Source organism: Isoptericola sp. NPDC057391 (assembly GCF_042668085.1).
Lineage (GTDB): Bacteria > Actinomycetota > Actinomycetes > Actinomycetales > Cellulomonadaceae > Isoptericola.
On the sequence record NZ_JBHVBO010000028.1, the window covers coordinates 1 to 21,070 of the forward strand.

Annotated in this window: 18 protein-coding genes; 5 read left to right on the forward strand and 13 right to left on the reverse strand. The window is 75.5% G+C overall.

The features are described 5' to 3' along the window. Positions 1-116: 116 nt before the first annotated feature. The 4 genes from ACFUVW_RS06270 to ACFUVW_RS06285 all read right to left on the reverse strand — a co-directional run bounded on the left by ACFUVW_RS06270 (position 117) and on the right by ACFUVW_RS06285 (position 7,650). The gene (locus ACFUVW_RS06270) at positions 117-1,541 is read right to left on the reverse strand and encodes a hypothetical protein (RefSeq protein WP_430570489.1); all 1,425 of its coding nucleotides are present in this window, start codon (positions 1,539-1,541) and stop codon (positions 117-119) included. A gap of 227 nt (positions 1,542-1,768) precedes the next feature. Continuing rightward, complete coding sequence (mfd, locus tag ACFUVW_RS06275; RefSeq protein WP_430570490.1) at positions 1,769-5,374, reverse strand: transcription-repair coupling factor; 3,606 nt, start codon at positions 5,372-5,374, stop codon at positions 1,769-1,771. Positions 5,375-5,767: 393 nt separating this feature from the next. Further along, positions 5,768-6,820 carry a DUF4190 domain-containing protein gene (locus tag ACFUVW_RS06280; RefSeq protein ID WP_430570491.1) on the reverse strand — a complete coding sequence of 351 codons (1,053 nt, stop codon included), beginning with the start codon at positions 6,818-6,820 and terminating at the stop codon, positions 5,768-5,770. A 197-nt stretch (positions 6,821-7,017) separates the two neighbouring features. After that, complete coding sequence (locus ACFUVW_RS06285) at positions 7,018-7,650, reverse strand: DUF4190 domain-containing protein (RefSeq protein ID WP_430570492.1); 633 nt, start codon at positions 7,648-7,650, stop codon at positions 7,018-7,020. A 200-nt stretch (positions 7,651-7,850) separates the two neighbouring features. Here ACFUVW_RS06285 and lhgO point away from each other — a divergent pair, with 200 nt between their 5' ends. Next, a complete protein-coding gene (gene lhgO, locus ACFUVW_RS06290) occupies positions 7,851-9,062 on the forward strand; it encodes an L-2-hydroxyglutarate oxidase (RefSeq protein ID WP_430570493.1) in 1,212 nt (403 codons plus the stop codon). 22 nt (positions 9,063-9,084) lie between these two features. After that, on the forward strand, positions 9,085-9,726 hold the full coding sequence (locus ACFUVW_RS06295) for a phosphatase PAP2 family protein (RefSeq protein WP_430570494.1): 642 nt from the start codon (positions 9,085-9,087) through the stop codon (positions 9,724-9,726). Here ACFUVW_RS06295 and ACFUVW_RS06300 read toward each other — a convergent pair. After that, the gene (locus ACFUVW_RS06300) at positions 9,693-10,850 is read right to left on the reverse strand and encodes a nucleotidyltransferase family protein (protein WP_430570495.1); all 1,158 of its coding nucleotides are present in this window, start codon (positions 10,848-10,850) and stop codon (positions 9,693-9,695) included. The genes ACFUVW_RS06295 and ACFUVW_RS06300 overlap by 34 nt on opposite strands. 137 nt (positions 10,851-10,987) lie before the next feature. Here ACFUVW_RS06300 and ACFUVW_RS06305 point away from each other — a divergent pair, with 137 nt between their 5' ends. Next, positions 10,988-12,877, forward strand: coding sequence for an ABC transporter ATP-binding protein (locus ACFUVW_RS06305; RefSeq protein WP_430570496.1), 1,890 nt, complete (start codon positions 10,988-10,990; stop codon positions 12,875-12,877). On the opposite strand, the gene ACFUVW_RS06310 is transcribed toward ACFUVW_RS06305, so the two are convergent. The 4 genes from ACFUVW_RS06310 to ACFUVW_RS06325 form a co-directional block, all read right to left on the reverse strand. Next, the gene (locus tag ACFUVW_RS06310; protein ID WP_430570497.1) at positions 12,808-13,785 is read right to left on the reverse strand and encodes a hypothetical protein; all 978 of its coding nucleotides are present in this window, start codon (positions 13,783-13,785) and stop codon (positions 12,808-12,810) included. The two genes, ACFUVW_RS06305 and ACFUVW_RS06310, sit on opposite strands and share 70 nt — an antisense overlap. Before the next feature lie 5 nt (positions 13,786-13,790). Next, positions 13,791-14,267 (reverse strand): lasso peptide biosynthesis B2 protein, encoded by a 477-nt coding sequence (locus ACFUVW_RS06315; protein ID WP_430570498.1) that lies wholly within the window; start codon positions 14,265-14,267, stop codon positions 13,791-13,793. Next, the gene (locus ACFUVW_RS06320) at positions 14,264-15,415 is read right to left on the reverse strand and encodes an asparagine synthase-related protein (RefSeq protein ID WP_430570499.1); all 1,152 of its coding nucleotides are present in this window, start codon (positions 15,413-15,415) and stop codon (positions 14,264-14,266) included. Before ACFUVW_RS06320 ends, ACFUVW_RS06315 begins: the two co-directional genes overlap by 4 nt. 91 nt (positions 15,416-15,506) lie before the next feature. Next, the gene (locus ACFUVW_RS06325) at positions 15,507-15,620 is read right to left on the reverse strand and encodes a lasso RiPP family leader peptide-containing protein (protein ID WP_430570500.1); all 114 of its coding nucleotides are present in this window, start codon (positions 15,618-15,620) and stop codon (positions 15,507-15,509) included. A gap of 249 nt (positions 15,621-15,869) precedes the next feature. Here ACFUVW_RS06325 and ACFUVW_RS06330 point away from each other — a divergent pair, with 249 nt between their 5' ends. After that, positions 15,870-16,127: a PqqD family protein gene (locus ACFUVW_RS06330; protein WP_430570501.1), complete on the forward strand. Its 258-nt coding sequence runs from the start codon at positions 15,870-15,872 to the stop codon at positions 16,125-16,127. A 21-nt stretch (positions 16,128-16,148) separates the two neighbouring features. Here the strand turns inward: ACFUVW_RS06330 and ACFUVW_RS06335 are convergent, their stop codons facing one another. Then, the gene (locus tag ACFUVW_RS06335) at positions 16,149-17,105 is read right to left on the reverse strand and encodes a GDP-mannose 4,6-dehydratase (RefSeq protein WP_430570502.1); all 957 of its coding nucleotides are present in this window, start codon (positions 17,103-17,105) and stop codon (positions 16,149-16,151) included. Then, positions 17,102-18,094, reverse strand: a complete 993-nt coding sequence (locus tag ACFUVW_RS06340) for a GDP-mannose 4,6-dehydratase (RefSeq protein ID WP_430570503.1) — start codon at positions 18,092-18,094, stop codon at positions 17,102-17,104. Before ACFUVW_RS06340 ends, ACFUVW_RS06335 begins: the two co-directional genes overlap by 4 nt. Positions 18,095-18,320: 226 nt before the next feature. On the opposite strand from ACFUVW_RS06340, the gene ACFUVW_RS06345 reads away from it, so the two are divergent. After that, positions 18,321-18,968 (forward strand): hypothetical protein, encoded by a 648-nt coding sequence (locus ACFUVW_RS06345; protein WP_430570504.1) that lies wholly within the window; start codon positions 18,321-18,323, stop codon positions 18,966-18,968. Here ACFUVW_RS06345 and ACFUVW_RS06350 read toward each other — a convergent pair. Together ACFUVW_RS06350 and ACFUVW_RS06355 are read right to left on the reverse strand one after the other, a co-directional pair. Beyond that, positions 18,944-20,002 carry a glycosyltransferase family 4 protein gene (locus ACFUVW_RS06350; protein ID WP_430570505.1) on the reverse strand — a complete coding sequence of 353 codons (1,059 nt, stop codon included), beginning with the start codon at positions 20,000-20,002 and terminating at the stop codon, positions 18,944-18,946. The genes ACFUVW_RS06345 and ACFUVW_RS06350 overlap by 25 nt on opposite strands. Next, the gene (locus ACFUVW_RS06355; RefSeq protein ID WP_430570506.1) at positions 19,999-21,057 is read right to left on the reverse strand and encodes a glycoside hydrolase family 99-like domain-containing protein; all 1,059 of its coding nucleotides are present in this window, start codon (positions 21,055-21,057) and stop codon (positions 19,999-20,001) included. Before ACFUVW_RS06355 ends, ACFUVW_RS06350 begins: the two co-directional genes overlap by 4 nt. Positions 21,058-21,070: the final 13 nt, after the last annotated feature.

Below are 21,070 nucleotides of genomic sequence, written 5' to 3' on the forward strand. Positions count from 1 at the left end.
GCCGCGCCACCACCCCGCACCGGATCGTCACGTCGTCGACCCACACCTGCCTTCGAGCAAGCGATCCGTCGCGGCATGTCGACGAATGGCGCGACGGATCGCTTGGTCGAAGGGCGTCAACGGCTGGGCTGTACCCCGGGGACGTCGGTCGGCGCGGCGACGTCGTCCGTGGCGTCGTCGGAGCGCGGCGGCCGCGCCACCAGCTCCAGCAGGGCGACGAGCGCTCCGGCCACCAGCGCGGTGCCGATGACGAGCCCCGGCGTGGGGCTGCCCGCGAGCAGCAGCACCAGGGCAGCGACGGCGATGATCGCGACGCGGACCAGCGTGCGGTACCGACCCAGCCAGTCGCCCACGGGCCCGGTCGACACCCCGCGCCCCTCGCCGTAGTCGCGCAGCCGCGCGAACCCCCGGCCGGCGCCCGCGCGCAGCGACCGCGCCGACGCGCTGCTCCCGCCCAGGTAGGCGACGAGCGCGACCACGAGGCCGAGCACGCCGATCGTCCGCAGCGTGACCCGCAGGAACGACACGACCTGGTCGAACAGCACCTCGGCCGCGTCGAGGCGCAGCACCACGTCCCGCAGCGCGTCGAGGTAGATCCCGCGGCCGATCGCGAGGCCGATCGCGAGGAGCACCATCGAGGCCGCGAGCGACAGGCCGGCCACGACCAGGGCGCGCGACCTGTGCCGCGCGACGAGCACCCCCGCGGCCAGCAGACCGAGCGAGATCCATGGCAGCCACGTGCCGAGCGCGACGACCTGCGCGTACCGGTTCTGCACCTGCACCAGCTGCGACGTCTGCATGAGCGTGAACGTCGCGTTCACCTCGGGGATGCGCGCCGCGACCCCCAGGCCCCGGTCGACGAGCCGTTCCTTGAGCAGCGCGATCATGCCCGAGAGCTGGATCGTGAGCTGGCCGTCCTGCCCGATCTGGAGCAGCTCGCCCCCCTCGCCGCGCATCGTCGCGACGAGCTGCTGGTGGGCCACACGGTTGGCCTGCACCCAGGCGTCCTCGAACGCGTCGCTGGTCACGACGCCGTCGGCAGCGCGGCGCACGAAGGACTCGACGCCGCTGGTCAGCGGCCCCTCGAGCTGCGTCAGCGCGTCGGTGGCGCGCGGCCCGACGCCCTGCTGCTCGAGCCCGTCGACGACCGTCCCGAGGATCGCCTGCACGTCGATCTGCTCCATCACCACGTCGGTGAGCCGGCCGGCGACGGCGCCCTGGACGGCGGGGTCGGCGGCGATCGGCCCGACGGTGGCCACGTACCGGTCCGTGTCGGTGAGCGTGCGCTCCGCCCAGGCCGCCACCACGGCGACGGGCGCGAGCAGCGCGCCGAGGACGACGAGCACGACGGCGGCCGCGGCCCTGCCCCGGTGCCGCGGCTCGCGGGGCGCGGCCGGCGCCGCCGCGACGAGCACCGGCTGGCCGCCGCCGGCCGCGAGGCGCGCGCGCAGCTCGGCGTTCTCCCGCTCCAGTGCCGCCAGCCGCGCCGCCGCGTCCTGCGGCACCCCCGCGCCGTGCCCGTCGTCGGTCGTCCCGCTCATCGCGCCCTCCGCCCCGTCGTCGTCGGGCGTGACGGCACCGCGCCGCGCCCTCCCGCGCTCATGCTAGGGACGCGCGCCCGCTCCCACCTGCCGAGACGGCAGGTTCCCCGGCCTCCGAGCTCGGCCGAGGTAGTCCCCGTCTCGCCGAGGTAGTACCGCGCGAGCCGAGGTAGTACCGCACGAGCCGAGGTAGTCCGGGGCTGCGTCCTCCCTCGGCGAGACGTGGACTACCTCGACGTGCCGGTGCCGACGCTCGCCGCGGCGGACACCTCGCCCAGGACGACGGCGTCGATGAGCTGCCGCGCCCACGCGAGCACCTCGGCGCCGCGCAGGGGGCGGCCGCCGATGCGCGCGGTCGTCGGGAACGGCACGAGGAACGCGCGGATCGCGGGCTTGAGGATCGTGCCGGGGTAGAGCCGCTTGAGCCGCAGCTGCGCGGACTCGGCGAGGTCCACCGGCGCAAACCGCACGAACTTGCCCTGCGCGGTGACGTCCGTGAGCCCCGCGCGCCGGGCGTGGTTGCGGAAGTCCGCGACGTCGAACAGCGCGGACGCGACGTCGGGCAGCTTGCCGTAGCGGTCGACCAGCTCGGCGCGCACCTCCGCGAGCTCGGTCGCGTCCTGCGCGGCCGCGATCTTCTTGTACGCCTCGAGGCGCAGCCGCTCGGTCGCGATGTACGACTCGGGCAGATGCGCGTCCACGGGCAGCTCGATGGTGACCTCGGGCTGCTCCTCCTCGCGCTCGCCGCGGAAGGCCGCCACGGCCTCGCCCACCATGCGCACGTACAGGTCGAAGCCGACCCCCGCGATGTGGCCGGACTGCTCGCCGCCCAGCAGGTTGCCCGCGCCGCGGATCTCCAGGTCCTTCATCGCGATCTGCATGCCGGCGCCGAGGTCGGTGTGCGCGGCCATCGTGGACAACCGGTCGTGCGCGGTGTCGGTGAGCGGCCGCTCCGGCGGGTAGAGGAAGTACGCGTACGCGCGCTCCCGACCGCGGCCCACGCGGCCGCGCAGCTGGTGCAGCTGGGACAGGCCGAGCACGTCCGCCCGCTCCAGGATCAGCGTGTTGGCGTTGGAGATGTCCAGGCCGGTCTCGATGATCGTGGTGCAGACCAGCACGTCCAGCTCCTTCTCCCAGAAGGCGCGGATCACCTGGTCCAGCTGGTGCTCGCTCATCTTGCCGTGGGCCACGCCGATGCGGGCCTCGGGCACGAGCTCCGCCAGGCGCGACGCCGTCTTCTGGATGGTCTCCACCTTGTTGTGCACGTAGAACACCTGGCCCTCGCGCAGCAGCTCGCGCCGGACGGCGGCGGCGATCTGCTTCTCCTCGTACGCGCCCACGTAGGTGAGCACCGGGTGGCGCTCCTCCGGGGGCGTGGCGAGGGTCGACATCTCGCGGATGCCGGTGACGGCCATCTCGAGCGTGCGCGGGATCGGCGTCGCGGACATCGCGAGCACGTCCACGTTGGTGCGCAGCTGCTTGAGCGTCTCCTTGTGCTCGACGCCGAACCGCTGCTCCTCGTCGACGATGACGAGGCCGAGGTCCTTGAAGCGCACCGACCCGGTGAGCAGCCGGTGCGTGCCGATGACGATGTCGACGGTGCCCTTGCCGAGCCCCTCCACCGTCTCGGCCGACTCCTTCTCGGTCTGGAAGCGGGACAGGGCGCGCACCGTGACGGGGAACCCGGCGTACCGCTCGGAGAACGTGTCGAAGTGCTGCTGCACCAGCAGGGTCGTGGGCACCAGCACGGCCACCTGCTTGCCGTCCTGCACCGCCTTGAACGCGGCACGGATGGCGATCTCCGTCTTGCCGTAGCCGACGTCGCCGCACACCAGGCGGTCCATCGGCACGGCCTTCTCCATGTCGGCCTTGACCTCGTCGATGGTGACGAGCTGGTCGGGCGTCTCGACGTACGCGAACGCGTCCTCCAGCTCGCGCTGCCAGGGCGTGTCCGGACCGAAGGCGTGCCCCTGCGTGGCCATCCGCGCCGAGTACAGGCGGATGAGCTCGCCCGCGATCTCCTTGACGTGCTTGCGGGCGCGCGCCTTGGTGTTCTTCCAGTCCGCGCCGCCCATCTTGGACAGCGACGGCGCCTCGCCGCCCGTGTACTTCGTGACCTGGTCGAGCTGGTCCATCGGCACGAACAGCCGGTCCCCCGGCTGGCCCCGCTTGGACGACGCGTACTCGATGACGAGGTACTCGCGCGTCGCCGCGTTGGCGCCCGCGCCGAGGGTGCGCTGCACCATCTCGACGAACCGGCCGACGCCGTGCTGCTCGTGCACCACGTAGTCGCCGCCGCGCAGCTGCAGCGGGTCGACGACGTTGCGCCGGCGGCTCGGCATCTTGCGCATGTCGCGGGTGGTGGAGCCCTGCCGGCCCGTGAGGTCCGACTCGCTGAACACGGCCAGCTTGAGGTCCGTGGCCACGAAGCCCTTGCCGACCAGCGCGGGCGCGACGAGGACGACGCCGCCCTCGGGCTGGTCCCTCAGCTCGGCGACCATCCGGGCCGCGGTGTCCTGCGCGGCCAGCTGCTCGACCATGCGCTTGGCCGGGCCGTGACCCTCCGTGGTGAGCAGCAGCCGCCAGCCCGCGCGCTGCAGCGTCTGGACGTCGTCCAGCGCCCGCTGCAGGTCGCCGCGGTAGGACTCGACGTCGCGCGCGCCGACCGTGAAGGTCGTGACGCCGTCCCCCTCGGCCTCGGGCTCGGTGCCCTCGTCGCCACCCGCGTCGAGCGCGAACGAGGACAGCGTCCACCAGCCCAGGCCGCGGCGGGCGGCGACGTCGCGCACCTCGGCGAACGTCTCGAACGACGCTGCGGACAGGTCGATCGGCGCGGCGCCGCCGGCGACGGCGCCCGTCCACGCGGCGGCGAGGAACTCCTCGGTGGTGGCGACGAGGTCGTGCGCCCGACGGCGGACCCGCTCGGGCTCGTCGATGACCAGCAGCGCGTCGTCGGGCACCAGCTCCAGCACCGGCACCATCCGGTCGACGAGCACGGGGGCGAGCGACTCCATGCCCTCGACGGCGACGCCCGCGGCGAGCTTGTCGAGCATCTCGATCGCGCCGGGCAGGCGCTCCACGAGGCCGGCCGCGCGCTCGCGCACCGTGTCGGTGAGCAGGATCTCGCGGCACGGCGGGGCCCACAGGCCGTGCTCGGCGATCTCGAGGGAGCGCTGGTCGGCGACGGCGAACCAGCGGATCTCCGTCACCTCGTCGCCCCAGAACTCGAGGCGCAGCGGGTGGTCCTCGGTGGGCGGGAAGACGTCGAGGATGCCGCCGCGGACGGCGAACTCGCCGCGTCGCTCCACCATGTCGACGCGCGTGTAGGCGGCGGCGACGAGGCGGTCCGAGACGTCCGTGAGGTCCGCCGTCGAGCCGGTGCGCAGCTCGACCGGCTCGAGCTCGCCCAGGCCCTCGACCACCGGCTGCAGCAGCGCCCGCGCCGGCATGACGAGCAGCCGGATCGGGCCGGTGAGGCCTGGCTCGGGCGCCGGGTGGGCGAGCCGGCGAAAGACGGCGAGCCGCTTGGCGACCGTGTCCGCGCGGGGCGACAGGCGCTCGTGCGGCAGCGTTTCCCACGCGGGCAGGACGGCGACGTCGTCGGCCCGCTCGTCGGGCAGGTAGGCGCGCACGGAGGCGGCGAGCTCGTCGGCCTCGCGTCCCGTCGCGGTGACGACGACGAGCGGCCGCCGCTCGGCCGCCGCGGCGAGCAGCGGGGCGCGTACGCCGACCGGCCCGACGACGTCCGCGAAGCCGCGCGCCGGCACGTGCTCGAGCGCGGCGGCGGCGCCGGGGTCGGCGAGGAGGGCGGGGACGATGCCGGTGAGGTTCATGCGGGTCCTTCGGGCGGGTCTGCGGCGCGGTGCGATCGGGGCGTGACTCGGGGTGCGGGCACGACGACAAGCCCAGCTCTCCCCGGGACGCACGGGGTTCCGGGGAGGTGGGCGCCGGGCGAGCAGGCGCCGCGGGGCGGCGTCGTCGACCGGCGTCGTGCCGGGAACCGTGCGACCGGCGGGGTGCCGGGCGTGCCGCACCAGACTACGCCGACCCTCCGACGTCGCCCCGCGAGGTAGTACCGACCGTGCCGAGGTAGTACCGGACCGGCCGAGGTAGTACCTCCGCCACGACTTCGCGGGCCTGCCAACTACCTCGGCCCGGTCCGTACTACCTCGCGGAGGTCCGTACTACCTCGCGGTGGGCGGTCCTCGCGCGGGCCGCCCGGGCGGTCAGCTGCCCGGGATGCGGCTGGTCAGGTCCTCGGGGAGCTGGTCGCGGATGCCGTCGGGAAGGCGGTCCAGGAGGTCCTCGCACGAGACGGGGTCGCCCGCCTGGCACTGGCCGCCGAGCTCCTGGAGCTGGTCGGCGTCGCCGAGAGTGCCGGCGAGGTCCTGCAGGTCGCCGAAGGAGAGGTCGCCGGTGAGCCCGCCGAGCAGCAGGTCGGGGACGGACAGGTCCGTCTGCGTGAGCTGCTCGGCCTCGTCCAGGGCCTGCTGGATGTCGTCGCCGTAGGTGTTCCAGAGCCACAGGCCGGCGATGACCACGATCGCCGTGAACACCACCTGGATGGAGCCGAACGCGATGCCGGTCTTGGCCATGCCGCGCCCGCCCGAGCGGCGGCGGCGGGTCCGGTCCAGGCCGATGCCGCCCAGGATGATCGCGAGCACGCCGAGCAGCGGCACGACGAACCCGAGGATGCCGGTGAGCAGCGCCGCCACGGCGGTCGGTTCCGTGCCGCGGCGCACAGGCTCCGGGGCGGGCCGGCCCGCGCCCGCCGGTCCCCCGTGCCCGGGCGCGGGGGCCGCGCCCCACGGCGCCGGGGCGGCGGGGCGCTGCGGGGCGGGCTGCGGCGCGGCCGCGCGGGGCGGCGGCGCGTGCGGGGCGGGCGTCGCGGTCGGGGCGGACAGCGCCGCGACCGGTCGCGAGGAGGTGCGCCGCGGCGGCGCGGCGTTCGGCAGCACCGCCGTCCCGTCGTCGTACGCGCCGGGCGCCTGCGCGGACGGCAGCACCTGCGTGCCGACGTCGTACCCGCCCCCCGCGTGGGCCTGCGGCAGCACCGCCGTCCCGTCGACGTACCCGCCGAAGTCCTGCGCGGACGGCAGCACGGTCGTGCCCTCGTCGTACCCGCCCGACGGCTGCGCGGCCGGCAGCACCGTCGTGCCCTCGCCGCCCCGCGGCGGGACCGCCTGCGTGGGGGGCAGCACGGTGGTGCCGTCCTCCCGCGGCGGGATCGCCTGGGTGGGCGCTGCGTCGTGGGGGTCGTACCCGCGCGGGTGGCTCATGGTCCTCCTGGTCGTGGTCGGCGTCACGGACGGTCCGGCCCCTCCGTCCGGTCCGCGATGCTACCCACCGCCGACGGCCGTGCGGCCGTCCTGACCGGCCTCTTCGCCGGACCCCCACACGACCGGCAGCCGGCGACCTCACCCGGTCAGGGGCGAGGTCGCCGGCCGCACGAGGAGCACCGGTCGGACGGGACTGTCTACCGTCCGACCGCCGCCGCCATCGACACGTCGAACGACTCGAAGTCGCTCGGGTCGAGCTGGGAGACCAGTGCGACCGCGAAGACGAACACCAGGATCCACGCGACGACGCCGACCGCGCCCAGCACGATGCCGGCGATCGCCAGGCCCTTGCCCTGCTGGCCCGTGCGGTTGATCCGCGAGAGCCCGATGATGCCCAGCACGATGGGCACCACCGCCAGGCCGAGGATGCCCGTGACCAGCGCCGCGATCGACCATCCGTCCGTCCCCGCCGACGGCGCGTACGCCGGGGCGTACGGCTGCTGCGGGTAGGGCTGCGGGTACGGCTGCTGCGGGTACTGCTGGTACGGCTGCTGCTCGTAGGCCGGCTGCTCCGGGGACGACGGATACCCCGGCGGCTGCTGCGCGCCGGGCGGGTACGGGCCCGGGGGCGGCGCGGCCCCCGGCGACGGGGTGGCGCCGGGCGTGGGCTCCGTCGGTCCGGTCGGCTCCGTCGGTACAGGGGGTTCCGTGGGCTGCCGGTACGGGTCCGGGGGCGCCGGTGGCTCCGTCCCCCCGGACGGCGCGCCGGCCCCGGGTGCGTCGGGCCGCGGCTCGTCCTGGCCCGGCTGCGTGCCGTCGTCGTGACTCATGGCCGTTCCTCCTCGTGGGCGAGGCGCGACGGCCGGGCCGGCCGCCCTCCCCACCCACTATGCCGGAGGACGCGGGCGCAGGCGGGTTCACCTCACCGTTCACCCTGGGAACCCCTCCCCGCGCCGCACCGGGGCTGCCATCCTGGGAGCGGCGGGCCGGACCAGGGCCTGGCCCGCCACCACCGGCCGGAGGAGGCAGCATGCGCGTCATCGTCGTGGGGGGCGGGATCATCGGGCTCGCGACGGCCGCACGGCTGGCGCGCCGCGGCGACGACGTCACCGTCCTGGAGAAGGAGCGCGAGCTCTCCTGCCACCAGACCGGCCGCAACTCCGGCGTGATCCACTCCGGCCTGTACTACGCGCCGGGCAGCCTCAAGGCGCGGCTCGGCACCGCGGGGGCCGCGTCCATGACGCGGTTCGCCAGCGAGCACGGCGTGCCCGTCGCCGTCACCGGCAAGCTCGTCGTGGCGACCGACGCCGGGGAGCGCGACCGGCTGCGCGTCCTCGCGGAGCGCGGCGCCGCCAACGGGGTGCCCGTGCGCGAGCTGGACCCCGTCGAGGCGCGCGAGCTCGAGCCCGAGATCGCGTGCGTCGGCGCGCTGCGGGTCGAGACCACGGGCGTCGTCGACTACCGCGCCGTGTGCGCCGTCCTGGCCCGGCAGGTCGCCGACGCCGGCGGCGCCGTCCTGCTCGGCCGTGCGCTGCGCGGCGCGCGCGTGGCCGGCGGCCAGGTGCGGGCGGACGTCGAGGACGTCGACGCCCACGCCGGGTACGAGCTCGTCGCCGACGCCCTCGTCGTGTGCGGCGGCCTGCACGCCGACCGGCTGGCGCGGGCGTGCGGCGTCGACCCCGGGGCCCGCATCGTCCCGTTCCGCGGCGAGTACTTCGACCTCGCCCCGCGCTCCGCCGACCGCGTGCGCGGCCTCGTGTACCCCGTGCCCGACCCGCGGTTCCCGTTCCTGGGCGTGCACCTCACGCGGGGCGTGCACGGCGACGTGCACGCCGGGCCCAACGCCGTCCTCGCCCTCGCGCGCGAGGGCTACCGGCGCCGCGACGTCGCCTGGCGTGACGTCGTCGACGCCGCGTCCTGGCCGGGGCTGTGGCGGCTGGCCGGCCGCAACCTCGTGCCCGGCGCGGCCGAGGTGGCCCGCTCGGCGTCGCGCACGCTCTTCGCCGCCTCCGTCGCCCGGCTGCTGCCCGGCACGACGGCCGACGACCTGCACCCCGCCCCCGCCGGCGTGCGCGCCCAGGCCCTGAACCGCGACGGCTCGCTCGTCGACGACTTCCTCGTGCGCACCGCGCCGCGCCAGGTGCACGTGATCAACGCGCCCTCGCCCGCCGCCACCGCGTCGCTGGAGATCGCGCGGCACGTGGAGGCGGAGCTGGACCGCACGCTGGCGGCCGTCGGGTGACGCGGCCGGGACGGCGGCCCGGGTGACGGACCGGCGCCGGGGCGGCCCGGCCGCGCTCGCCGTGTCCGCCGTGTCCGCGGGCCTGTTCGTCTTCCTCCACTCCCTCGCGGTGCTGACCGGGCCGGGCCAGCGGGCGGACGCCGCGAGCCTCGCCCTGCTCACCGCCCCCGAGCCGGTCCTCGCGGGCGCCGCACGCCTCGTGCGCGAGCTCCTGCCCGTCGCCGCGGCCGGTCTCCTGGTGGCGGCGTCCGTCGCGGCGGTACGACGGCACGCAGGCGCGCGCGCCGTGGTCGCCGCCGCCCTGCCGGTCGTCGTCCTGGTGCTGGCGACGGTCCTCCGCGACCTCGCCCTCCCCCGACCCTTCCTGGGGGCGCACGGCGACCTCCACAACACGTTCCCGAGCGCGCACACCGCCACGCTCGCCGCCGCGTGCGTCGCCGTCGTCCTCCTGCGGGGACGCCGGCCCGCAGGGTGGGCGGCCGCGATGCTGGCGGTCGCGGCGCTCCTCGCGGCCTGGGCCAACGTCGCCACCCAGGCCCACCGGCCGAGCGACGTCGTCGGGGCGCTGCTCCTGGTGGGCGCCGTGGCACCGTGGGCGGTCCTGGCGAGCGACCCGCGCGCGGCGCGTCGTCAGCCGACCCCGGAGTCGACGAACCGGAAGTAGTCCTCCCGCGCACGCACGTCCGGGACGTCGAGGCGCAGCGCCTTCTCCCCCGCGTCGGGCCGGCCCCGGCGCAGCGCCCGCTCGATCCGGCGGTGCGCGACGGCGTCCCCCCACAGCGAGGTCGTCGTCCCCCACGCCCCGGGCCGGGCGCCCGCGTAGAGCCGGCCGCCCCGGTGGGGGTCGCCCGGCAGGTCGGGGAACCCGTGGCGGCGGTCGAGTGCGGCGGCCGCGCCGCGCAGGGCCCGCGGCGCCCGCAGCCCGGTGCCCGCGAGGGCCGTCCCGCCCGGGTCGCCGAGCACGCGCGCGGCCCGGTCGAGGACCAGAGCCACGGGTGCCTCGAGGCGCATGCGCCGGGCGCGGGGGCCGACCTCGCGCCGCGCGCCGTCGCACGCCGCCACGGCGCCGGCGACGTCCACGAGCCACAGGAGCCGCCCCGCGCCCGCCTGCGCCGCGTGGAAGGCCAGCACGAGCACCGTGTCGACGGGGTCGAACGTCGGGACGGCGTGCCCGCCCAGGGTCGTCGTCCGGCGCCGTTGGACCATCCCGTCCGGGTCGGTACGGAAGGAGCGCCGCAGCCCGCGCGGCACCGCGATGTCCCAGTGGACGTCGAGGTGGACGCCGAGCGGACCACGCATCGCGTACTCGGCACGCTGCTGGGCAGCCATGAGCGGCCAGTTGCGGTCCACCCCGGAGCACCCCACGGACTCGAGCGTCTCGACGGCGGCGCGGAACGCCTCGCGTGGCACGTACAGGTCGAGGTCGTAGTACTCGCGCATGTCCGGGGCGGGCCAGAGCGCGGTCGCCGCCGGGCCCTTGGCGACCGCCCACGGCACCCCGGCCCGGTCCAGCGCCCGGCCCAGCGCGGCCAGCTCCGCGAGCGCGCCGAGGTGCCGCACGACCTGCTCGTCGCGCGCGCGGCGCAACGGCGCCCGCCACGGTTCGGGACAGTCCGCGCGCCCCGCGACGTGCTTGGCGACCGCGGGCGTGACCCGGTGGTCCTGGGCCGCCTCGGCGAGCTGCTCCAGGGAGATGCCGTCGAGCGGCGTCGCGCCCTCGCCCTGCGGCACGACGGCGTCGACCAGCAGCTGCGCCAGCGGCCGGCGCGCCGTCCTCCGTCGCCCCATCCCGGCAGCATAGGGAGGCGGCGCCGTGCGCGGCCCCGCCGGAGCGGGCGAATTCTGGGCGGGACGGTCCACCGGCGGGCTCCCCGCGGCTAGCGTGTGTGGAGCCGGGGCGACCCCGGCACAGGACGGAGCGGGCGGTGGCAGACAGCGCAGCGGACGGGGTGCCCGGGAGCGACGAGCGCAGGGGACGGCGCCTGCTGCGGCTGCTCGGCGGGTCGCTGCGGGTGTCGTGGCGCGCGAGCCGGCCCCTGTTCGTCGCGATGCTGGCCCTCCAGGCGCTCGTCGCGGGCGCGCTGGCCGGCCAGGTGCTGGTCGTCTCCGCCCTGCTCGACGTGCTGCTCGGGCTCGCCGACGGCTCCGGCGGCCTCGGCTCCGTCACCGGGCCGGTCCTCGTCCTCGCCGCGCTGACCGGCGTGGCCACGGTCGCGGGCGGCCTGCAGGCGTCGGTACGCCGGGTGCTCGGGGAGCACGTGGCGCGGCTGATGGCGGAGGAGGTGCAGGACGTCGCGACGAGCGTCCCGCTCGAGCACTTCGAGTCGGCCGCGTTCTACGACCGCCTCCAGCGGGTCCGCGTCAACGCGCTCTCGCGCCCGTTCCAGGTCACGCAGGGGATGTTCGACCTCCTGGGGGCGTCGATCGCCACCGTCGGCGTGGGGGCCGCCCTGGTCGCCCTGCACCCGGTGCTCCTCCCCCTGCTCGCGCTCGGCGGCCTGCCCCTGCTGGTGACGGGGCGCCGCGAGGGCAGGCTGGAGTTCGCCTTCAAGGTCGCGCAGACCACCAACGAGCGCGAACGCATCTACACCAACTACGTGCAGAGCAGCCGGGACGAGGCCAAGGAGATCCGCGCGTTCCAGTCCGCCCCCTGGCTGCAGGCGCGGTACCGCGAGCTCTACGCCACGTACCTGGTGGCCCTGGCCCGCCACGTGCGGCGCCGGGCGGCCACGAACGTCGTGGGCAACCTCGCCGCCGCCGCCGTGCTCGCGGGCGTGCTGCTGGTGCTGGCCTGGCTCATCACCCGCGGCGAGGTCACGTTCTCCGAGGCCGGGGCCGCGGTCGTCGCCGTCCGGATGCTCCAGGGACAGATCCAGGGCATCTTCGGCGGCGTCCAGCAGATCTTCGAGTCCGGGCTGTTCCTGGACGACGTGCACGGCTTCCTCGCCGAGGGGCGGGCCGCCGCCCGCGCGGCCGACGGGAGCGAGGAGCCGCCCGCCGAGTTCCCCGGCGTCGCCGCGCGCGGCGTGTCGTTCACCTACCCGGGCTCGGAGCGCCCGGCGCTGCGCGACGTCGACCTCGCGCTCCGCCCCGGCGAGGTCGTGGCCCTCGTGGGCACGAACGGCTCGGGCAAGACGACGCTCGCCAAGCTCCTCGCGGGCCTGTACGAGCCGACGTCCGGCACCGTCCTGTGGGGCGACCGCCCGCTGGCCGGGATGCGGGCCGCCGCCGTGCGCCGGCAGGTGGCCGTGATCTTCCAGGACTTCGTCCACTACGCGTACACGGCCACGTGGAACGTCGCCCTCGGCCGGTCCGACGTCCCCGTGGACCACGAGCGCGTGCGGCGCGCGGCCAGGGTCGCGGGCGTGGACGCCGCGCTCTCCGGCCTCCCCGACGGGTACGGGTCGCGGCTGTCGCGCATGTTCCCCGGCGGCACGGAGCTCTCGGGCGGCCAGTGGCAGCGGGTCGCGATCGCCCGCGCGTTCTACCGGGACGCGGCGCTCGTCATCCTCGACGAGCCGACCGCCGCGATGGACCCGCTGGCGGAGCACGACCTGTTCTCCTCGCTGCGGGCCACGCTCGACGGGCGGACGGCGCTCTTCGTGTCGCACCGCTTCTCGACGGTCCGGTCGGCGGACCGCATCGTCGTGCTCGAGGACGGCGCGGTGATCGAGGAGGGCTCCCACGACGAGCTGATGGCCCTCGACGGCGCCTACGCGGAGATGTTCACGGTGCAGGCCCGGTCCTACCTCGACGCCGCGTCCGCCCCGACCGTCGGTCGCCCCGAGGCCTCCGCCACCGACCGGGCCACCTGAGCCCCCAGGTCGGGCGCGAAGGGCGGCCCCCACGGGACGTCCGCCACGAGCACGGGGACCGACCGGGCGACGTCGGCGAGGTGGCGCAGGTGCGTGCTCTGCACCCGCCCGTCCAGCCAGCCGTGCAACCGCGGATAGTGCAGGAGCTCGAAGAGGGCCGCCGCCCCCCTCCGCCTGCTGACGACCAGCTCCCGGCCGTCCCGGTCGGGCTGCGGCACGACGATCGCACGCAGCGGCCGACGGTCGCGCGCGCCCGAGCCGAGCTGCAGCACGTGCCGGGCGTCGGCGCTCACGCGGTGCACGGGGGCCCGCCCGGCGAACCGGCCGGCCAGCGTGTCGGCCCCCTTGCGCAGCCGCACCTCCGTGGCGCCCAGCCGCGCCGCGAAGCCGTCGGCCGTGCGGTCCAGGCGCAGCACGTCGTCGGTGACCAGCGCGGCACCCTCCGCGCACAGCAGGGTGGCCATCGTCGACTTGCCCATCCCGGAGTATCCGACGAACGCCACCACCCCGGCGTCGTCCTCGACGGCGCTCGCGTGCAGCACGGCCTCGCCCCGCAGGTAGAGCTGGAACGCGAGCATCCCGCCGGTGGTGAGCACGCGGCTCAGGCCGGGGTCGACCCCGTCCGCCTCCCGCAGCACGACGTGTCGCAGGTCGGCCGAGACCTCGAAGTCGCAGGCGTCGTGGAACCGCAGCAGGTAGCCGTCGCCACCCAGGTCCCAGGCGCTGTACCAGGGGTCCCCGGCCACCTCGTGGTGCAGCACCTTCCGCCCGCCCGGGGACGTGCGCTGGTCCGTGCCCGCGCCGGCGGCGACCACGACGTCGGCCCGCGCGGCGCCCTCGTCCGCCCGGTCCTGGTGCAGGTCGAACGGCGCCTCGACGACGAGGCCGTAGAGCAGCTGGCGGTCCATCACGGTCACGCTCCGGGGGTCGGGACCACGAGCGGCCGGAAGCCGGCGCCGCGGTCCAGGTCGAGGTCCTGGCCGTCGATGCGCAGCCAGGCGTGCGCCCGCACCACGCCGCCGGACTTGGCGACGCCCAGGACGAGGGCGGGGTGCCGGCCGCGCAGCACGCGGCCCGCCAGGATCGCCGAGCGCAGGCACGTGCCGTTCACGCCGGGCAGGCGCAGCACCCGCCGCAGCACGCGGAGCTCGCGGGCCTCGGCGTCGTCCAGCGTGCGCGGGTCCAGGGCGCCGGCGGACGCCTCGGGCGACGCCAGCAGCGCGAGGCCGTAGCGCCGGGCGACCCGCGCCACGTCCCACCGCCGCAGCCGGGTCTCCAGCAGCAGCAGGGCCCCGAGGAACCGGAGCGCCAGCGGGACGGCGCGCCCCCGGCGGAGCGTCGCGGCCACGGAAGCGGACAGGGACGCCGGAAGGGGCGCGGGCACGGTCACGGGGCCACCTCCGCCCCGACGGACGCCAGCCACGCCTGCTGCAGCAGCAGGCTCGTCGGCCCGGGCGGGAAGCCCGACAGCCAGGCGGCGCGGAGCCCGTCGACGTCGACGAGGGCCGGGTCGACCCCGGCCCCGTCCCACCGGGAGGCGAAGTCGCGGGTCGCGGCTCCCAGGTAGGCGCGGTTGAAGGACGCCTTGCTCGACCGCGCGCACACGGCGTCCGGGAGCAGGGTGCCGAAGACGGCGCGCATGCCCGCGGTGCGGTCGGTGAAACCCCACGGGTACCGCCTGCCGACCGCACCCAGGAAGCCGTCGTCCAGGAGCGGGTGGGCGAGCGCGACGTCGTGCTCGGCCGCCACCTGCCCGAACGTGTCCAGGAAGACGCGGCTCGCGCGCCGCCGCAGGAGCCAGCGCAGCCCGCGCGGGAACGACAGGGGTTCGGCGGCCGCGTCGCGCGCGATCTCGTCGGCGAGGCGCTCGGTCGCCCCGTGCGACAGCCAGGTGAGGGCCCGCAGGCCGCGCCCCGTGACGGCGCGCTCCCGCCGGCGGCGGGAGGCGACGGGCAGCAGCGACGCGAGCGCCGCCCGGCGGGGGGTGCCGGCGCTCGCCCGCCCGGCCACGACCTGGAGCAGCGCCCGGGAGCGCCGGTCGCCGAACACCTCGTCGCCGCCCTCGCCCGTGAGCACCGCGTGCCCCTCCAGCTCGCGCAGCATCGCGTCCTTGACGTGCATGGTCGCCGGGAACAGCAGCCCGCGGCGCAGCAGGCTCTCCCGTGCGCCCTCGCCGAGAAGGTCGTTCTCGTCGTCGACGACGATCCGACGCCACGTCGTGAGCCCCAGGTGATGCACGACGGCCTCCTGCCAGGCCGACTCGTCCGCCTCCGTGACCCCCGGGTAGCGGAAGGTCACGGGGACGGGGTCGGGGGCGCCGTCCTCACGGGCGACGGCCGTCGCGACGGCGAGCACCGCGGACGAGTCCCGCCCGCCCGAGAAGGTGACGGCCACGGGCCTGCCGCCGGCGGCACGGCGCACGGCGTCCTTGATCGAACCGACCGGGTCGTCGCCGGTCGCGGGCGCGGGGGCGGCAGGGACGAGACCCGGCAGCCAGCACGCCGCGGCCTCGAACGCCGTCGGTCGGTAGTAGGTCATCGTCGATCCTGTGCGCAGGGGGTTCCGCCGGAAAGGGTGGTGCCGGCCGCCCCGACGTCGGAACGACCGGCACCGTGTCCCACGGTCGAGCTCAGGACGCCTTGCCCTTGTGGAACAGGTCGCCGTCGTAGTCGATGGCGAACTGCTGCTCCAGAGTGACGTCCTTGACCGAGCCGACCTCGATGATGCGCGGTGCCTCGTACATGGAGCACTCCCCTCTCGTCGTTCGTGCAGGACGGGCTCAACGTCGCGCCGAGGGCACTGCCCGGTCAAGCACCTGGAACGGATATCACCCGAGCCGTCGCGCGCTTTCATCCGACGGGGCGGAAATGGCGGGTGAAAAGGCGTCCCTATTCGATACCGGAGCGCCGGTGCGGCATATCGTCGTCTCCGACCGGCGATTCGTCGTCATCAATCACGGGCGGGCCCTGGTGCCCTCGGCGGAAGGCACGAGATGCGACTGCGTGAGGACGGCGTCACCTGGCAGGAGATCGACGGCGAGCTGGTCATCCTCGACCTCGCCTCGTCCACCTATCTCACGACGAACGGCTCCGGCGCGTTCGCGGCGAAGCTGCTGCAGGAGGACCGCACCACCGGCGACGTCGCGGACGCGCTCGTCGCCGAGTACGGCATCACCGCCGACGTCGCACGGCGGGACGCCGAGGCCTTCGTGGACGCGCTGCGCGACCGCGGGCTCCTCGTCGAGGGCTGAGCGGTCGAGGGCTGAGCGCGCTCAGCCCGTGAGGCGGGCCAGGTCGTGGCGCACCATGCGGCCGACGATCTCCTCGAACGCGAGCGTGCCGCCCCACCCCAGCACCGCGCGGGCCCGGCGGGCGTCCCCCACCTGCTCCCCCGGGTCGGCCGGGCGGACGAGGCGCGGGTCGACCGTGACGTGCGGCTCCCAGTCGTCGACGCCGGCCGCGGCGAAGGCGGCGGCCGCGAAGTCGGCCACCGACCGGGTGGCCCCGGACGCCACGACGAAGTCGTCCGCGACCGGGTGCCGGGCGGCACGCACCATCGCGTCGACGTAGTCGGGGGCCCACCCCCAGTCGCGGCGCGCGTCGAGGTTGCCGAGCGCCAGGGTGCCGGAGCCGCGGTGCGCGATCCGGGCGGCGCCCGCGGTGATCTTGCGGGTCACGAACGTCTCCGGGCGGCGCGGCGACTCGTGGTTGTAGAGCACGCACGTCGAGACCCCGAGCCCGCGCGCCCGGTACACCGCGGCCATCTGGTGGGCGTACGCCTTGGCGGCGCCGTAGGGCGACGTCGGCCGTACCGTCGTGGCCTCGTCCTGCGGCGCGCGGTCGGGCGTGCCGAAGATCTCCGCGCTCGACGCCTGCAGCACCCGGACGGCCCGCCCCTCGTCCTCCTGCAGGCGCCACGCGGCGTCGTAGAGGGCCACGGCGCCGAGCCCCGAGACGGCGCCGGTCTCGACGGGGTGCCGCCACGAGTAGGCGACCGAGCTGACCCCGCCCAGGTTGTAGATCTCGTCGGGCCGCGTGCGGCGCACGAGCTCCGCGAGGCCCTCGGCGTCGCGCAGGTCGCCCCGGTGGAGGCGGACCTCGCCGGGCAGCCCGACGGGGCGCTCGCCGGCGCGCACGAGCCCGTGCACCAGCGTCCCCTCGGCGGCGAGCCGTTCGGCGAGGTACGACCCGTCCTGGCCCGCGACGCCGGTGACGAGGGCGACCGTCACGGGCGCATCCCGGCCAGCTCCGCCTGCTCGTCCAGGTCGTTCTCGACCATCATCGCGACCAGCCGCTCGAAGTCGACGCGCGGCTCCCAGCCCAGCACGTCCCGGGCCTTCGACGGGTCCCCGATGAGGAGGTCGACCTCCGCCGGCCGCATGAAGCGCGGGTCCTGCGTGACGTACCCGCTCCAGTCCTCGACGCCCACGCACCCGAACGCCGCGTCGAGGAGGTCGCGGATGGAGTGGGTCCGGCCGGTCGCGACCACGTAGTCGTCGGCCTGGGGCTGCTGGAGCATCCGCCACATCGCGTCGACGTAGTCGCCGGCGAACCCCCAGTCGCGGCGCGCGTCCAGGTTGCCCAGGGTGAGCGAGTCCTGCAGGCCGAGCTTGATCCGCGCCACCGCCCGCGACACCTTGCGGGTCACGAACTCCGGCCCTCGCCGCGGCGACTCGTGGTTGAACAGGATGCCGCTGGAGGCGTGCAGCCCGTACGACTCGCGGTAGTTGATGGTCATGTAGTGCCCGAACACCTTCGCGACGCCGTAGGGCGACCGGGGCCACAGCAGGGTCGACTCGCGCTGCGGCACCTCCTGCACCTTGCCGAACATCTCCGAACTCGACGCCTGGTAGAAGCGCACGGCGCCCGGGTCGTCGCCCGCGTGCAGCCGCACCGCCTCGAGCATGTTGAGCACGCCCTTGCCGGTCACCTCGCTGGTGAGCGTGGCGTTCTCCCACGAGTAGGCGACGTAGGAGATCGCGCCGAGGTTGTAGACCTCCTCGGGCCGCGCCGCCTCCAGCGCCCGCAGCAGCGACGAGAGGTCGGTCAGGTCCCCCGTGACGAGCCGCACGTCCGGCACGGTGCGGCGCACGAGGTCGAGCTTCGGGTTGTTCTGCCCACGGATCAGGCCCCAGACCTCATAGCCTTTCGAGAGCAAGAGCTCGGAAAGGTACAGGCCGTCCTGACCGGTGATTCCGGTAATCAGTGCTCGAGGCATTTCGCTCACCGTTTCTGTGCGCCGAGTCAGCGCCGTCCCCCGGCGGCACCCCCCGTTCCGGGGACGCCACCACGCTAGCCAGGAATGGCCGCCGGTCGACCTTCCCCGTCGGGTGAACCAGGGGCCTCGCAGGGTGAATCTGCGAGTGCCCGGAACACCATTCCCACCAGATTTCATCCGCACCGATCTCTCGACGGGAGCGAGCCGGACGAGAAGCATCGGGAGCATGTCGTGGCCCGCGCTCGCCGGACGCCGGGAGCATGCGTGGCGCGCCGCCGTCCTGGCGGCGTGCTTCGTCGCGCTGTACGCAGCCGCCGTCGTGACGCCGTGGGGGCAGAGCGCCGACGCGCAGCTCTTCGGCCTGCTGATGGGCGCGGGCCTGGTCGACCCCGCGGTGGCGGACGTCGTCCGTGGCGCGCTCGTCGGGTGCGCCGCCCTCGTCGCGGTCGCCGTCGGCGTCGTCGCGTGCTGCAGGGGTCGCTGGTCCGCGGCCGTGGCGACGGCCGCCGTCACGTTGTGCTCGGCGGTGCTGAGCCTGGTGCTCCGCGACGTGGTCCTGCTCCGCCCGTTCCACGACGCGGACTACGCGTACGCGCACAACACGTTCCCCAGCACGCACGTCACGGTGACGACGGCCCTGGCCGTCGCGGTCGTCGTGCTGTGGCCGTACCGGGGCGTGCACGGGCGCGTCGTGGTCCGGGAGGCCGCCCTGGCGGTCGTCGTCGTCGCCTGCCTGGTGAACGTGCTCTCCTTCGCGCACCGGCCGGCCGACGTGCTCGGCTCGGTGCTCCTCGTCGGCGTCGTGACGTCGGCGGCCGGCGCGGTGCGCCCGTCGTGGGTCGACGAGGCTCAGCCGCGGTACAGCGCCTCGTAGCGGTCGACGACGGAGGCGAGCGTGAACTGCTGGACGCGCTCGAGGGCGGTGCGCGCGAGGGCGTCCCGGCGCGCGTCGTCGGTGAGGAGCTCGGCGAGCGCCGCCCCGACGCCGTCCAGGGGCGCCACGACGGCGGCGCGGCCGCCGTCGGTCACGTACAGCGCGCCGGGGTTGGGCGTGCTGACGACGGGCAGCCCGGACGCCATCGCCTCGACGTAGGGGATGCCGAAGCCCTCGTAGTCGCTGGGCAGGCAGAACGCCCACGCCTGCTGGAAGGCGCGCGCCAGCTCGTCGTCGGACAGCCTCCCGAGCGCGCGGACACCCGGCCCGGCGTCGTCGGGCACGTCCCGGCTGACCATCCAGAGCTCGGCGTCGGGGTGCTTCGGCAGCACCGTCTCCTGGAACTGCCGGGCCAGCTCCGCGCCGCGCTTGCGCCCGTGCCAGTATCCGACGAAGAGCACCACGGGGTGGTCCGCCCGCTGCGCCGCGTCGGGACGGAACCGGCGGACGTCCGTGCCGCAGGGGACGACGTCGCGCACCCACGGGTACCAGCGGCGCGTCTCGGGCGAGATGACGACCGTGTGGTCCGCGACCAGCGACGCGAGCACCTCGGACAGCCCGAGGAGCACCATCCGCGCCTTCTCCTTGACGCCCTTGATCGTGCGCGCCTCCTCGAAGCACGACCCGGCGAGCGTGCGCACGTGCCGCGGCACGCGGCGTCGCCACAGCCAGTAGTCGTCGCCCCAGGCGTGCAGCACGTCGAAGGACGAGAGGTCGACGCGGCGCAGCGCGAGCGCGAACCGGAACGTGCGCAGCGAGCCCGTCATGCGCACGTGCCGGTGCCCGTACACGGCCCCGTCGACCGGCGGGCAGTCGCTGAGGACCGTGACGTCGTGGCCGCGCCGCGCGAGCTCGGTCGCGAGCTCGTGCACCTGGTAGCCGATCCCCTGCTTGCTGGTGCTGGGCAGGTAGTAGGAGACGATCGCGATCCGCAGCGGTCGCGCGGCGGGGCCCGGTCCCGCGCCCCTGGTCATCGCAGGCCGTCCCGCAGCGCCTCGAGCCAGCCGCGGCCGTGCCGCAGGTCGGGCTCGAGGTGGTTGCCCTCTGCCCACTCGTTCCACGACTTGACCCACAGCAGCCGCTCGTCGGCCGGCCGGTGCGCGATCGACGCCACCGCCTGCCGCACGTTCTCGCCGAACTTCTCCGGCGTCGCGCCGTGCAGCACCACGCCCCCACGGCCGGAGCGGGGCGTGTTGTCCCAGTTGGGGTAGACGCACGGCTGGACCAGGTCGCCGGTGCGGTTCTGCCCCGCCCAGTCCGTGGAGTAGGGGAACACCTCGGGCCCGCCCGCCAGCCGGCGCAGGGCGCGCATCCGCAACAGCTCCGTCCGCGACGTCCCGGCCGGCATCCGCATGTACACCCCGGCGTCGAACCCGTCCTCCTTGACCCGGTCGTACCGGGGCCCGCCGCCGAGCAGGTCGCTCATCTCCGCCACGAGGTAGAGGCCCTCGAGGCCGGCCCGCCGCGCCAGCGACTGCCAGAGGTCGACGAAGCCCGCGGCGTCCGGCAGCTCCTCGGGCCGGAACACGTAGAACACGGGCCGGCCGCCCACGCGCAGGTAGCGGGGGTCCCGGAAGGCGGGCAGCACGGCCTCGAAGTGGGCGGTGTGGTCCTCTGTGCCCGGGTAGTGCTGTTGCACCAGGACGCGGTCGGCCTCGCCGTGCCAGATGCCGCTCCACGTCTGGTTGGCCCACGCCAGGCAGAACGACACGTCGGGCGCGCCGGAGGCCAGCACCTCGGCGAACGGCCGCTCCAGGATGCGCCGCCCGTGGCCGAACCAGTAGTGCCAGTAGGCGAACGCCTCGACGCCGTACTGGTGCGCCAGCTCCGACTGCGCGGCCCGCGCCTCGGGCAGCCGCAGGTCGTAGAAGCCGAGGTCGGCGGGGACCAGCGGCTGCCGGTGCCCCGGGTAGAGGCGGCGCGCCCGTGCCACGTTGGTCCACTCGGTGAACCCCGGACCCCACCACGCGTCGTTCTCCGGGACGGGATGGAACTGCGGCAGGTAGAACGCGACCGCCCTGGCCTCCATCGTCTGGACCTCC